The organism is Bacteroidetes bacterium GWF2_43_63, assembly GCA_001769275.1.
In the GTDB taxonomy this organism is placed as follows: domain Bacteria; phylum Bacteroidota; class Bacteroidia; order Bacteroidales; family DTU049; genus GWF2-43-63.
In genome coordinates, this window is sequence record MEOQ01000030.1 from 1 (window position 1) to 13,081 (window position 13,081).

At 44.0% G+C, this 13,081-nt stretch carries 10 protein-coding genes; 5 read left to right on the forward strand and 5 right to left on the reverse strand.

Annotated elements, in window-relative coordinates; translation table 11 throughout:
• Positions 1–322: 322 nt before the first annotated feature.
• Positions 323–2,503 (reverse strand): hypothetical protein, encoded by a 2,181-nt coding sequence (locus A2W93_16020; protein ID OFY54234.1) that lies wholly within the window; start codon positions 2,501–2,503, stop codon positions 323–325.
• 406 nt (positions 2,504–2,909) lie between these two features.
• On the opposite strand from A2W93_16020, the gene A2W93_16025 reads away from it, so the two are divergent.
• Entirely contained in the window at positions 2,910–3,203 is a 294-nt protein-coding gene (locus tag A2W93_16025) for a hypothetical protein (GenBank protein OFY54235.1), read from the forward strand.
• Between the two features lie 11 nt (positions 3,204–3,214).
• Positions 3,215–3,658: a GNAT family N-acetyltransferase gene (locus A2W93_16030; GenBank protein ID OFY54236.1), complete on the forward strand. Its 444-nt coding sequence runs from the start codon at positions 3,215–3,217 to the stop codon at positions 3,656–3,658.
• A 25-nt stretch (positions 3,659–3,683) separates the two neighbouring features.
• Here the strand turns inward: A2W93_16030 and A2W93_16035 are convergent, their stop codons facing one another.
• Positions 3,684–4,892, reverse strand: coding sequence for an ATPase (locus tag A2W93_16035; protein ID OFY54237.1), 1,209 nt, complete (start codon positions 4,890–4,892; stop codon positions 3,684–3,686).
• Positions 4,893–5,513: 621 nt separating this feature from the next.
• Between A2W93_16035 and A2W93_16040 the strand changes: the two genes are divergently transcribed.
• From A2W93_16040 to A2W93_16050, 3 genes are all read left to right on the forward strand, one after another.
• The gene (locus A2W93_16040) at positions 5,514–7,589 is read left to right on the forward strand and encodes a hypothetical protein (GenBank protein OFY54238.1); all 2,076 of its coding nucleotides are present in this window, start codon (positions 5,514–5,516) and stop codon (positions 7,587–7,589) included.
• Between the two features lie 488 nt (positions 7,590–8,077).
• The gene (locus A2W93_16045; protein ID OFY54239.1) at positions 8,078–9,511 is read left to right on the forward strand and encodes a hypothetical protein; all 1,434 of its coding nucleotides are present in this window, start codon (positions 8,078–8,080) and stop codon (positions 9,509–9,511) included.
• Between the two features lie 4 nt (positions 9,512–9,515).
• Complete coding sequence (locus A2W93_16050; GenBank protein ID OFY54240.1) at positions 9,516–10,046, forward strand: hypothetical protein; 531 nt, start codon at positions 9,516–9,518, stop codon at positions 10,044–10,046.
• A 210-nt stretch (positions 10,047–10,256) separates the two neighbouring features.
• On the opposite strand, the gene A2W93_16055 is transcribed toward A2W93_16050, so the two are convergent.
• From A2W93_16055 to A2W93_16065, 3 genes are all read right to left on the reverse strand, one after another.
• Positions 10,257–11,297 (reverse strand): selenide, water dikinase SelD, encoded by a 1,041-nt coding sequence (locus A2W93_16055; GenBank protein OFY54292.1) that lies wholly within the window; start codon positions 11,295–11,297, stop codon positions 10,257–10,259.
• A complete protein-coding gene (locus tag A2W93_16060) occupies positions 11,281–12,306 on the reverse strand; it encodes a tRNA 2-selenouridine(34) synthase MnmH (GenBank protein ID OFY54241.1) in 1,026 nt (341 codons plus the stop codon). Before A2W93_16060 ends, A2W93_16055 begins: the two co-directional genes overlap by 17 nt.
• Before the next feature lie 116 nt (positions 12,307–12,422).
• The gene (locus A2W93_16065; GenBank protein ID OFY54242.1) at positions 12,423–13,055 is read right to left on the reverse strand and encodes a hypothetical protein; all 633 of its coding nucleotides are present in this window, start codon (positions 13,053–13,055) and stop codon (positions 12,423–12,425) included.
• Positions 13,056–13,081 lie beyond the last annotated feature (26 nt).

Sequence of the window (13,081 nt, forward strand, 5' to 3'; positions counted from 1 at the left end):
CCTTAGTGCGACAAATTTCATCATTTTTTGTCACAACTAACTGATTTTCAATAGCGATTTTTCAACATGGCAACAGGGGCGGACAAGTCAGGAATTAAAGTCGGGCGGGGAGTTTATCCTGCCGCGGCAGGAACAAAATGTTGGGTGCTGTATATCTCTGTCACGGAAAGCATTTCCGCGCCAGAGCATTAATTGTGGCAAATACGCCATAATTAAAATCAGGATTGTAATCCGATTCCCATACCCCACGATACTCAACTGTATTCCTGTTACGAAGCCAGTCTGAAATGAATTACGGCATTTGCATTACGTCGTTATTGCGCTATTGTTTTACCAGTTGCATTTCCTGATATGGTGTTTTCAGAATGTATATTCCGTTTTCAAAACCATGCAGATCGATAATGTCTGCACCCTTTTGCAAAAAACCTTTTTGAACGAGCCTGCCTTCGGCATCTGAAATTTCATAGGGAGTAGCTGATTCACCTGTGTTTTCAACGCGGAACATGCCTTCGGATGGATTGGGGAATACGCTCAGCTGATATATTTCTTCATTTTCAGTGAATGATGTAATGGTCACCTGAAAACAATCCGACATTTCGAAACAACCATTCTGATAGACAACCACCGCATAGTTTCCGGATTGAGCTGGAGTGAACGATTGAGCAGTTTCTCCGGGAATGGTCAAAAAGGCGTTATTGCAATCGACCCATTGATACAGGGCTGGTGTTGCCTGAGAAGTAAGAGTGTTGCCATTTTGAGTAACAGCGGTATTTGGTGGAACGATGGAAAGGTTGATGGTGATTATGCTGTCGCAACCTACCATGTTGGGAATGGTGTCGTGATATGTTCCGTTCGCATTATAGGTGTAATTGCCGCTGGGAACCGTATAATTGTCGCAAACCACGGGGTTAATGGTGCTGTATGTATTTTGAGCAATGGTCAGATGAAATGTGATAACGCTGTCGCATTGTTCAGCATTGAATATGGTATCAGTGTAGGTTCCATTGGTTGTCCAGATATAGTTGCCACTGGGCGAAACCATCCCTGAACAAACAGTCATAGTTGTATCCGATGCTGTTGGCATGCATGGAGTACATGCAATCAGTTTTACGACAAATGCATCGGTAGACCCGCTGGCGGTTAGATTTAACGTCGTTATTTCAGGATCGAAATCGGCATTACCACTATAGCTGCCTGCATAGTAGGAAAATCCGTTGTTATCAATGGCCATGGCCATGCCATAATCGGTAGAACCGGAGCCTCCCATACCACCGGCACAAAAAAAAGCGCCGGACGAATCGAGTGTGCTTGCAAACACATCATAACCACCATTCGTTACGAGATTGAACTCTGCTACACCCGGGTCAAAATCGGCATCACCTGAAAAATAACCTGTCGAATGAACAAATCCCGATTTGTCAACTTTGACTGCACGCCCTATGTCATCATATATACTGCCCATATTGGCAACCCAGGCCAATTGGCCCATTGAATCAAGTTTTTCAACAAAAACATCCATTCCTCCGTTGGAAATCAGCTTGTGCAGGGCAGGCGCCGGATCGAAATCAGCCGAATCGGTAAACGTGCCGGTAATAAAAACATTTCCAACGCTATCGGCATCGATGCCATAACACCAGTCGGTTGCCAGGCCGCCGATTCCCGAAGCCCATTTAAAAACACCAGCTGAGTCGAGTTTACAGGCATATACATCGGACAATCCAATTGAAGTAAGTTGAAATCCTGCACCGCCTGGATTGAAATCGGCTGTGCCATTGTAATAACCACCCGCATAAATATTTCCTGCCCGATCAGCAGCAATACAGTTTGCCCTGTCTACTCCTGAACCGCCCATGCGTTTGGCCCATTTGTAACTACCGGAAGAATCAAGCTTGCAGATGAAAATATCGTCGCTGCCTGCCGAAATCAGGTTGGCGGTACCTGTTCCCGGGTCAAAGTCGGCTGTCCCGCCGAACCAACCAGATGAAAAAACATTGCCCATGGTATCAACGGCAATTGCATAGCCGTAATCGCTTGTTGCTCCACCCATTTTTTTTGCCCAGAGCAAATTTCCGGTATTATTGAATTTGGCAACAAAAACATCCCAGCCACCAGAAGAAGTAAGTGGATAACTGGCAGCACCAGGATCAAAATCGACCGTCGAATAAAAGACGCCTGTGATATAGAAATTTCCATGACTATCTGTGCAGATGCCATATCCATAATCAGCACTGGTGCCGCCAACGCGGAAAGCCCATTGCAACTGGCCCGAAGCATTTGTTTTGCTTACAAAAACATCATCATTTCCGGCAGAGGTCAAGGAATAAACTCCCGCACCCGGATCAAAATCTACAGTACCCCAGAAGTGGCCAACAGAATACACATTCCCGTTATTGTCAACTGCCACACCGTAAGAATAGCATGTTGTTGACGTTCCACCCGTGTGATTGGCCCAGACAAGTTCAGGCTGTGCCTGCGCTTTTGCAAGCAATAGAACTGCTAACATTGAAAACAACAAAAATTTCATATTAAATGATTAGTATGAATTATTCAAGAGATCTCCGCTTGATAAACAACAGAATGCTGCATTTTCTCAAACAAACAAAGATATACAAAAAACAAGATACATGTTGTTAGTGCAAATCTGGGTTGATGGCAGCTCAGCACCCAACAGCCTGTCCGCCTGCCGGTAGAATTTCGTGTCCGTACCTTCTCCTAAATTAAGGTCTGACGGATGACAGAATGCTGGGTGCTGTATACCCCTGTCACGGATAGCATTTCCGCGCCAGGGAAGAGTCCTTTATTTCCCTGTCACGGAAAGCATTTCCGCACAAGGGATGAGTGAAAATATTTTACAGTTGAGCGAAGTATCCTTACTTCGCTCAACAATTTTTAATATCTTCGCATTCCGCATGGACAACTACCACAATCAATATACACTGGGTGAAGTTTTGCAGCAGCTGATCGATAAATTCAGATTGCGCAACCGCATGAACAGTGAATCGCTGCAGGCTGCCTGGCCCGAGATAGCCGGCGCGCTGGTGGCGCGTCACACCAAATCGGTGCAGCTCGACGGACCAGTGTTGTATATTGAAGTCGATGAGCCTGCGCTGCGCAACGAGCTGCTGTACATGCAGAGCGATATCATCAGCGCTGTGAACAAACGTCTGCACAACGATGTGGTTGAAAAAATAGTAATCAGATAATTTAAGAACATATGAATATAAAGCTGCGTCCGGCCACTGAAGCCGATTTACCTGAAATACTCGGCATGATAAAAGAGCTTGCTCTGTTTGAAAAAGCCCCCGAAAAAGTGACCAACTCCGTTGAACAAATGCAACGCGAGAAAGACTTTTTCCGCTGCATCATGGCTGAAAATGAGGATGGGACCATCGTTGGAATGGCGCTCTATTTCTTTGCTTACTACACCTGGGTAGGGAAGTCGCTCTATCTTGACGATTTATACATTAAACCCGATTATCGCGGAAACGGCATTGGCACAATGCTTTTGAACGAAATAATGAAAATTTCCAAAGAAGAAAAATGCACCCGAATCCGCTGGCAGGTCCTCGACTGGAACACCCCGGCCATTGAACTCTACAAAAAGATGGGCATGACCCTCGACGGCGAGTGGATTAATTGTGACTGGATCAATGAATAGCAGTAAGTGGTGAACAGGAAATCGTTTACAATTTCATATGCAGAAATTCCAGTAGATTAATTTGTTTTATGCCCTTAAAATCATTTCCGATTATTGGGTCGTTCAGAGTAACAACATATTTCGGATAATTGTCGGGGATTAGCATCAGATTGCCGAATTCGCGACCGACAACCTCTTTGCCAGTAAGTTGCAGACACACCTGAACATAAATCTGAAGCCCGTTGCGGTTAGCAACAAAATCGATTTCCTGTTGGTCGAGTTTTCCAACCTTTACAGCATATCCCGATTGAATCAAGTGCAAAAACACAGCATTTTCAAGAGTCTTATGTAAATCGTTTCTGGTGTGATGGCCGGTGATAGCATTACACAATCCGGTATCTTCGAAATAATATTTTTCGCCGATTTCAAATATTTTCAATCCATTTATTTCGGCGCGCTGAACCTTACGGATAATGTATGCATTAGCCAGTGCCCGAAGATAATTCAGTGTCAGTTGCGGAGATATTGCGATATGCTGTGACTTCAGAAATTTACTAATGTTTGCAGCCGAAAAAAGGCTTCCAACATTGTCGGCCAGATAACGGATCAGATTTTCCAGGAACGTTACATTCCGTATGTTTTCACGTGCAACGACATCTTTTAGCATAATGGTTGAATAAACGCTGCGGAGATATTCGAACGGCAAATCTCCACTTAGCTCCACATTAGTCAGATAGGGCATTCCCCCATAAGTGAGGTATTTCATCATACTGCTATACTCAGACTTCAACTTATGAAAACGAAGAAATTCACTAAAACTGAGCGCATGGATTGGAATCTCTATATACCTTCCGGCCAAATGGGTGGCCAGCTCTCCTGATAACATGTGCGCATTGCTCCCCGTACAGTAAATATCACATTTTTTTTCAGCAAGCAAACTCCGCACTGCCAACTGAAAACCCTCTATTTCCTGCACTTCATCAATGAAAAGAAAATTCTTTTGTCCTTTTTCCAACTGTTCCTTTACATATGCCAACAAATCGGTATGTGTCTTTAAATGAAGGAAACTTTCTGTCTCGCAATTGATAAAAACAATATTAGCCTTGGGATTTTCTTTGCGGATAACATCTGCTATTTGCATCATAATATAGCTTTTGCCGACTCTTCGTTGCCCCGTAAGTATCTTTATCAGAGGCTTTGAAATATAAGGACGGACTTTTTCAATATAATCAGGACGTAGAATGTATCTGGCCATAATAGTTTCATTTATACATGAATGATTTTACAAATATACGAAATATTTCATTTATATCGTAAATATATTTTAATTAAAAATCGCCATAGAACTCAAAAAAGATGGGCATGACCCTCGACGGTGAGTGGATTAATTGTGATTGGATCAATGAATAGTAGCCAGTTGTGAGTGGTCAGTGGACAGTACGCGTTAGGCAGAAGGGGTAAGGAGTAAGGGGTAAGGAGTAACCGGGGAGTGGCCAGTGGTGAGTTGCCAGTTGTGAGTTTATGCAGTGATAATAAACGTTTATCCCAAAAATTATCATAGTCGATTCCTTTGAAAACGATCCGCCAGCTGGCGGATCGAATAATAATAGCCCGATGCCCTGATTGCTGAGTATGCGAAGCTCAGGGCTGCGGGGATAAGAAGAGCGACATGTCACGTTTTACGTGAAGCACCTTCGAAAATACGAATTCGCCGCGGCGGACGAGATACGAATGGATGTTAGAATGTGAGTGGCATTAATAAGTGGCTACTGGCTAATGACAACTGAACACTTGCAGATCTGTCTCTGAGAAAAAATCAGTAGCCCCCATGCAACCAATTTCCCCTAAATTTGCACTGATAATCAAAGACTTTTTTATGCGCGCATTTTTTGTTCTTATGGCGGTCGTTTCGATGACTGTTTTTTCTGTTGCCCAGACCGTTGAATATTCCTACCGTTTCGGCGATTACAAAGTTGTTGATAAAGGCGATTTTCAAACCATTATTTTTGACGGAACCCAGCAATACGGCGTTGTGGGCGAACCTACGTTGCCATATCAGCAAGTTTCGCTGCTGTTGCCGCCTGGCGCTGAAGTGGCGTCGGTTGAATATATTCTTGAAAATGAAATCGTCATTCCGGGAAAATACAATCTGCCGCCGGTGCAGCCCGATTATCCGTACAGTGTTGGAAGCAAAGGTCAGGAAGTAAAAGACGAAAACGTCTATTCACTCAATGCAGCTTATCCGCATAAATACAGCAGCTCGCTTGCGACGCAGTTTCTGAATGGTTATTCATTTGCACTTGGAAAATTTACGCCTGTACGATGGAACCCTGCAACCGGTTCTCTGTCATATTTCTCGAATGTCAGAGTCATTGTTCATACAACACAAACAGCACTTTCATTGAAAGCGATTGAGAATATCAGTTCTGCTGAAAATGCGCTGTTGCGCGTTCGCACACTGGCACAGAACAATGCCATGATGGATCGTTATCCCACCAAAGAACCCATGGATGCGTATCAGTTGCTGATAGTGACAACAACAACGTTGAAAGCCGGATTTGCGCCACTTCAGCATTATTACGACAGTCTCGGCATCAGCACACGCGTAGTGACAACAGATAGCATTAATACAGTAATGCCAGGAAGCAGTATTCGGACAAAAATCAGAGATTATATCATTCAGGAATACCAGAACAATTCCATTGAATATGTGATTCTAGGCGGTGATGTGAATAAAATTGGCGCACGCGGTTTCTATTGCTATGTTGTTTCCGGATCTGGTTACGAAGACACCGGTATTCCGGCCGACTTGTATTATTCGGCGCTGGATGGCACTTTTGATGAAGACGGAGACGGCACCTATGGCGAAGCACTGCAGGATTCTATCGATCTGTTGCCCGAAATATCCATCGGACGTTTTCCTGTTGAAACAACTTCCGAACTCGCCATCATGGTGAACAAAACCATCAATTATCAGAAAAATCCGGTCATGGCTGATATGAATAAAATCATCATGTTGGGCGAGCTGTTGCTCGATGCACCACTCACGCTCGGACAGGACTATCTTGAATTGTTGATTGACAATCAAAGCAACAATGGTTACAATACGAGCGGGATTCCTTCGGCAACAACCTCCATCGACACATTGTACGATCAATGGAATTCTGCAGGCGGATATGTTTCGTACGAATGGGATCTGCCCGAACTGTCCACCTCGTTGAATGCGGGTTCATCTTTCATTTATCACGTCGGACATTCTTCGGAATTGTACATGATGCGCATGAGTGATATGGAACTCGACAACACCACCTTTTCATCAATGAATGGAACCGATCATTCTTATGGACTTTTGTATTCGCACGGCTGCATGTGTGGTTCGTTCGACTGGGACGACTGCATTGCAGAGATCTCAATGACACTTGATAATTATCTGGCGGCTTGCGTTGTAAACTCGCGCTACGGCTGGTTTAATGAAGGTCAGACAGAAGGCCCGTCGCAGCATTTGAATCGTGAATTTGTCAATGCCATTTACAATCCGGCCATAAATGAGCGTAATATTGGCGATGCATTTACCATGTCGAAAATTGCAACGGCGCCCTGGGTTGATTTGGCCGGTGAATATGAATTCGGCGCCCAGCGCTGGGTACACTACGATAATAATTTATTGGGCGATCCGGTTTTGCGCATGTGGGTCGATGCCATTGAGGTCGGAGTGGGTGATTCAGAAAAAATTTCGTTCAGTGTTTATCCGAATCCATCGGATGGAAATATTGTTCTTGACCAGCAATTTGACGGAGCTCAGCTCAGCGTTTTCAATGCAATGGGTGATTTGGTGTATTCCGGAATTGTTGAGAGCCAGAAAATAAATCTGACACATTTATCTTCCGGATTATATTTGATGCAAATCAAACAAGGCAACGAAAGTTCAAACTCTAAAATCATTCTTCGCTAACGTAAGAGGCTGTCTCAAAATTGCCGGTTGTTTCGACATTCCACCGTTCCGGCCGCAATTAACCCTCGACGAGTTACGAACTCTTGGAGGGTTTTCTAAACAGGCCGGAACATGGAACCGTCGTAACAACAGCAAAAACAACGGTTCCATGTCCTTCAGCTTCTTCGTCGCTTCGGACGGTGGAATGTTGTTTTTGCACTTGATTTCTTTTTGAGACATCCTCGATTACGAAGGTCGTGAGCAATGAGCAGAATGAAGAGGTTGGAAAGTTAGAAATTGAATTGGCAATGCGTTGAATAATAATCCACGTTGTGTAAATCTCAAGACTTTTGTGTCCAATTCAAATAAAACATCAGTATTGCCATTTTTTTTCACAAGGTAATTTTAGTACCTTTGTGATTCTTTTGCTTTAATTTTCTCAAATAATTGATTATCAATATTTTAGATTTCAGAAGATGAACGCAAAATGAACTGAAAACAAAAATGACATGAAAGAGAAAAACGAAAAAACAGTTGCGGCCAACGCAATTGAAACAGCTGCAAGAAAAATTCAAAGCGAAAATATTGTGCTCCGCGAGCATGCCGAATTTCACAATTGCTACACCGTGCAGAGTGTTCAGGACGATATTCGTTTTCTGCAGGTTGTATATGGAAAACCAATTTCCATCAAGCCCGAAGACGTAACCATTGATTTTGTGAACAATCTTAAAGTGATTGGAAAAGATATTTATTTCTTTTTCAAATTGCTCGAGACCGACATGAACCCGCACAACTATATTAAATCGAAATACGAGTTCATTCGTCACCGCATTCCCAATGGCGATCCAAACCTATTTTATATAGCCTGGAATGGATTGATCAGAAATGACAGTTTTCGTCGCTTGCTGATTCAAACCTTTAATCTGAGCCGATTCAGCGACATTCTGTGTCCGCAAAGTATTGCAACACCCGGCGCATCTTTTACACGTTACAGAACCAAATTGGTGTTAGCCGACGACATGGCCACAACACCCGACGGAAAGCGTCGCACAACTGGCCGTGCACTTGAAGACGGCAGCGGGTTGATGATGAACGAAGAAATTGTGTGGTTGCCCAATGGCAAAGCCATTCCATTGTTTCCACAGGCCTATGTCCCCTTGAATCAGACACACATCATCATGATTCGCCACGGAAAATCGGAACATGAATCAGGTGGCGAAAATCCAGAATTTGTAGGCTCGGGTATTTGGGATACCTGGAGCAGCAACCGGCGCCTCAGTGGCTCGATGAGCAATTTTCTGAGCGATGCAGGGAAGAAAACCGCACAAGAACTTGGGCTTGATTTTAAAGTAGCTGTTGACATTCTTGATAAGGCCGGATATCCGATGTGGTCATGGTCGAAAGACAATCCTGTTCAGGTTTTCGGAAGCGAATCGGAAAATACGGAACAGACCGCACGCTTCTTTTTGCAGAATGCAGGATACAACAACATGCAGTTTCATGCTATGTTTGGACTCAATTCGCAGAAATACGGCGCATTGACATTCAAGTATAAAAACGAAATTATTGAGCAACTGGCCCGCATTCATTCCAACGGAGTAGAACCAACACCCGAAATTAAATCGAAGGTTTCGAAAATATTTAAAAATCGTTTTTATCATTATCCCGAAGGCGAGACCCTGATAGAAGCTGACTGGCGGATTGCGTATTCGTTTATTGATTTGTTGAACCAGAATTTAGGCAAACGCATTTTGCTGGCCGATCACTCGGGTGCCATCCGTGTATTCGAAGCTGTTATCCGCACTCTCGACTTTGCAGAATACAGCACCATTAAAGAAGCGCAGGACAGCATTATTGCCATGAGTTATCAACCCGGCAAAAACCTTCGCTACGACTATTTGCAGCGAAAAGATTTTCCACTTCGTAAACGCGAGAAGAAATAAGATCATGACCACAACACTAGTAATTTTATTGGCAGCTGGCTGCATGATTGCAGGGATTGCAGCAGCCATCCTGCTCATTCACCCGCGTTTGAGGTATTTGCACCGCCGCCTGATGACCGATCACAATACAGGTTTGATGAATTACGAAGGCTTCCTTCATTATCTGAAAAAACATCAGAAGAGAGAATCTTTTGTTTTGTTTCTGCTCGATCTGGATGATTTCAGGCGTTTCAACCGCCAGGGCTACGACACCGGCGATGAAGTGCTCAAATTATTTGCAGCAAAACTATCGAAGGCCATGAGTGGTCATGCAGTATGTGCACGCTACAGGTTGGGCGATGAATTTCTGGTCATAGTTCGCGAAAAAGACTCCCACAAAATTTCCGAAATTCTGGAAAAACTCAATCAGCAAGTGAATTATAAAAATGATTCTGTCCATTTTTCATGCGGCATTGCTGTTATTGAAGGAAGCGATACCGATTGTTTCGCGGCCCTCAGAAATGCACATGAAATCCTGATGAGTAAAAAGAAATAATTGCAAGGGGCTGGCTCAAATAGAAGGTTGTATCCGACATTCCACCGCTCCGGCTGCTGATTTGGTAATATTCTGGACAATTGAGCCGGAACATGGAACCGTCGGAACAACTTGCAAAAACAACGGTTCCATGTCCTCCAGCTCCGTTGTCGCTTCCAGACGGTGGAATGTTGTTTTTGCCGCTAAAGTCGTTTTGAGACAGTCTCAATTTTATTTTACTTCAATCAACATTTCTTTTCTTTCCGTCAGGTAGCCCAACGATGTTGAAGGCATATTGTTGGATTTTAAAATTTCTTCAATCTCGCTGCAAAAGCCAGGTTCAACGGCTATCAGCAGTCCGCCGCTGGTTTGCGGATCACACAGAAGCGACTTCCAGTCATCGATTTCGAGCTGTATATTGTGACCATAGCTATCCCAATTGCGGTTAGTTCCGCCCGGAATGCACTTTTGAGCGATATAATCATCAATCGCTTCGAAGCGCGGAATGTTGTTATACTCAATCAATGCAGATAAATTACTGCCTTCGCACATTTCGCGCAAATGGCCCATCAGGCCAAATCCAGTGACATCGGTCATGGCTGTGATTCCCGGCATTTTGGCAAATTCAGCACCGATGATATTGGGTTTTATCATCGATTCGGTTGCAACGCGTGCATGTTCAGGCCGCAGTTTACCTTGCTTTTCGGCGGTCGTTAGAATCCCGATGCCGAGCGGTTTGGTGAGATATAATTTGCAACCGGCTTTTGCTGTGTTGTTTTGCTTTAAGTTTTTAATATCTACGCGTCCGGTTACAGCCAGTCCGAAAATGGGTTCAGGACTGTCGATGCTGTGGCCGCCGGCCAAAAGAATTCCTGCATTTTTACACGCCTGACGACCGCCATCGACCACAATGCGCGCCACTTCAGGATCAATTTTTCCGATGGGCCAACCCAGTACAGCAATGGCGACGAGCGGTTTTCCACCCATCGCATACACGTCACTGATGGCATTGGTAGCGGCAATCATACCGAAATCGAAAGGATCATCAACAATCGGCATAAAAAAATCGGTGGTACTTATAACAGCAGTACCATCGCCCAAGTCATATACTGCCGCATCGTCGCAGCTTTCGTGACCGACCAGCAAACGCGCATCGGCTTGAGTTTCAATCTGACTATCGAGTATGGTGCTCAGCACTTTTGGCGATATTTTGCAGCCGCATCCCGCACCATGACTAAATTGTGTGAGACGTATTTTATTTTCCACGTTCATATTCATCCAAGATTAATTCTGTATTTTTTTCAGTGTTGATGCTCTCTGCTGCAATCATCAGCACCTTTTTATTATCATGAAATTCAAGGCCGCGGCTATAGGCTTTGTCGTAATACGAAAGCGACAGAAACGCCACCTCGTACAAATTCCCTTCATCGAGCCATTGCAGTGCCTGATTGACATTCTGACCGCCCAGCCGGCGTGAAATTTTCAAAATAGATTCTTTCAGATCATCAATGCTGGCAGCAGCGTAATCAGTAACCAGATATTCAGCCCGGACGCTGCGCGGGATATCAAGAAAAAATACCGGAGCCGCACGCATTTGCGTAAACAGCGCTGCCGGCAGATTTACTTTGCCAATATTACAGCTTTCATCTTCGAGCCAAACGGGCAGGGCCGGATTGAAGCGGCTCCAGATGTCGTACAAATTATTTTCGAACTGTTCGGTTGTTGGCTGTGGCTTCTGGCCGATGGCACCAAAGGCCGAACCCTTGTGACAAGCTAACCCTTCGAGATCAATGGCCTGATGGCCGAGCTCCTGAAGTTTTTTAACAATCGGCGTTTTCCCGCTGCCGGTATAACCACCCAGAATCAGCACCTGATGCGGTTTCGACCAATGTTCATTCAACAGACGTCGCCACGATTTGTATCCACCCGTGATGACCGAAATATTTTCAAAACCGTTTTCGTGCAGGTGTTCCGCAAACAAGCGACTGCGCATTCCACCGCGCCAGCAGTGAATTACAACAGAACCATCGGGCGCCACATTGCGCACTTCGTCAATAAACCATTGCTTTTTCGGATTGGCATATGCATAACCAATTTGCATCGCTTCATCGCGCGAGCGGCGCACATACACGGTTCCGATATGCGCACGTTCGTCGTCAGAAAACAAAGGAACATTTACCGCACCCGGGATGTGACCCTGTTCAAACTCGCCCGGCGAGCGCACATCGATGAGTGGCTTTGGATCTGCTAATAATTCCTGTATGGAAATGGATTGAATCACGATGTAAAAGTAGTGAAAGATATTTTAAGTAGCCAGTGGTGAGTAGCCAGTGGTCAGTAGTGATGAGTTATAGAACTAGTAATTTAATTATTATTAATCGACATCTGGCAAAATGCTCATTTTCGTTCTTTTTTTAGTCCGATGGCATCTTTTCTGATCGATTTTCGCCAGCGTTTGCCGTATTGCTGATCAAGATAACGGAATATTTCACGATTATAACCAACATTATCCTGTTGCGGCAGAACCTCACAACCCTCAAACCAGTATTCGATATGATATTTGTTTTCAAACAAAGTGTCCTTTGCTGAAAGCGAATAATCGCGTGCACCATTTATTTCAAGAATAATTCTCATTGTATTATTTTCTATATCACTTATAGCACCTTGACTATTGTAATGCGAAGGATACAGCCAATATTCTCCCAAACTGCTGTCGCGCACCTGCGGCAAAATAAATTGCTCAATATTTCCAGTAACTGTAAGTGCCGTATCGAACTTATAAAAATGAAAATATTGTCCATAAAGGCGATAATTACCAGGCAGTAGATTTTCAAAAATAAATTCTCCATCGAAACCCGAATACTGATGCGTATGCATTTCCATTCCTTCCATAGTAACAAGCACAAATGGGACAGGTTCAAGCGTTCCGGCATTGATTGCTTTCCCTTTTAAAACAAACGTATCCTGTGCAAACACAATACTAACCATCGATAGAGTCTGCAACAGCATAAAAACAATAAAATTCTTCATTTGAAAAATTCATAATTTACATTCAA

Excerpts from the sequence above, each read along its gene's own strand:
- A2W93_16020 (OFY54234.1), bottom strand. The coding sequence starts at position 2,503 with ATGTTAGCAGTTCTATTGCTTGCAAAAGCGCAGGCACAGCCTGAACTT.
- A2W93_16025 (OFY54235.1), top strand. The coding sequence starts at position 2,910 with ATGGACAACTACCACAATCAATATACACTGGGTGAAGTTTTGCAGCAG.
- A2W93_16030 (OFY54236.1), top strand. The coding sequence starts at position 3,215 with ATGAATATAAAGCTGCGTCCGGCCACTGAAGCCGATTTACCTGAAATA.
- A2W93_16035 (OFY54237.1), bottom strand. The coding sequence starts at position 4,892 with ATGGCCAGATACATTCTACGTCCTGATTATATTGAAAAAGTCCGTCCT.
- A2W93_16040 (OFY54238.1), top strand. The coding sequence starts at position 5,514 with ATGCGCGCATTTTTTGTTCTTATGGCGGTCGTTTCGATGACTGTTTTT.
- A2W93_16045 (OFY54239.1), top strand. The coding sequence starts at position 8,078 with ATGAAAGAGAAAAACGAAAAAACAGTTGCGGCCAACGCAATTGAAACA.
- A2W93_16050 (OFY54240.1), top strand. The coding sequence starts at position 9,516 with ATGACCACAACACTAGTAATTTTATTGGCAGCTGGCTGCATGATTGCA.
- A2W93_16055 (OFY54292.1), bottom strand. The coding sequence starts at position 11,297 with ATGAACGTGGAAAATAAAATACGTCTCACACAATTTAGTCATGGTGCG.
- A2W93_16065 (OFY54242.1), bottom strand. The coding sequence starts at position 13,055 with ATGAAGAATTTTATTGTTTTTATGCTGTTGCAGACTCTATCGATGGTT.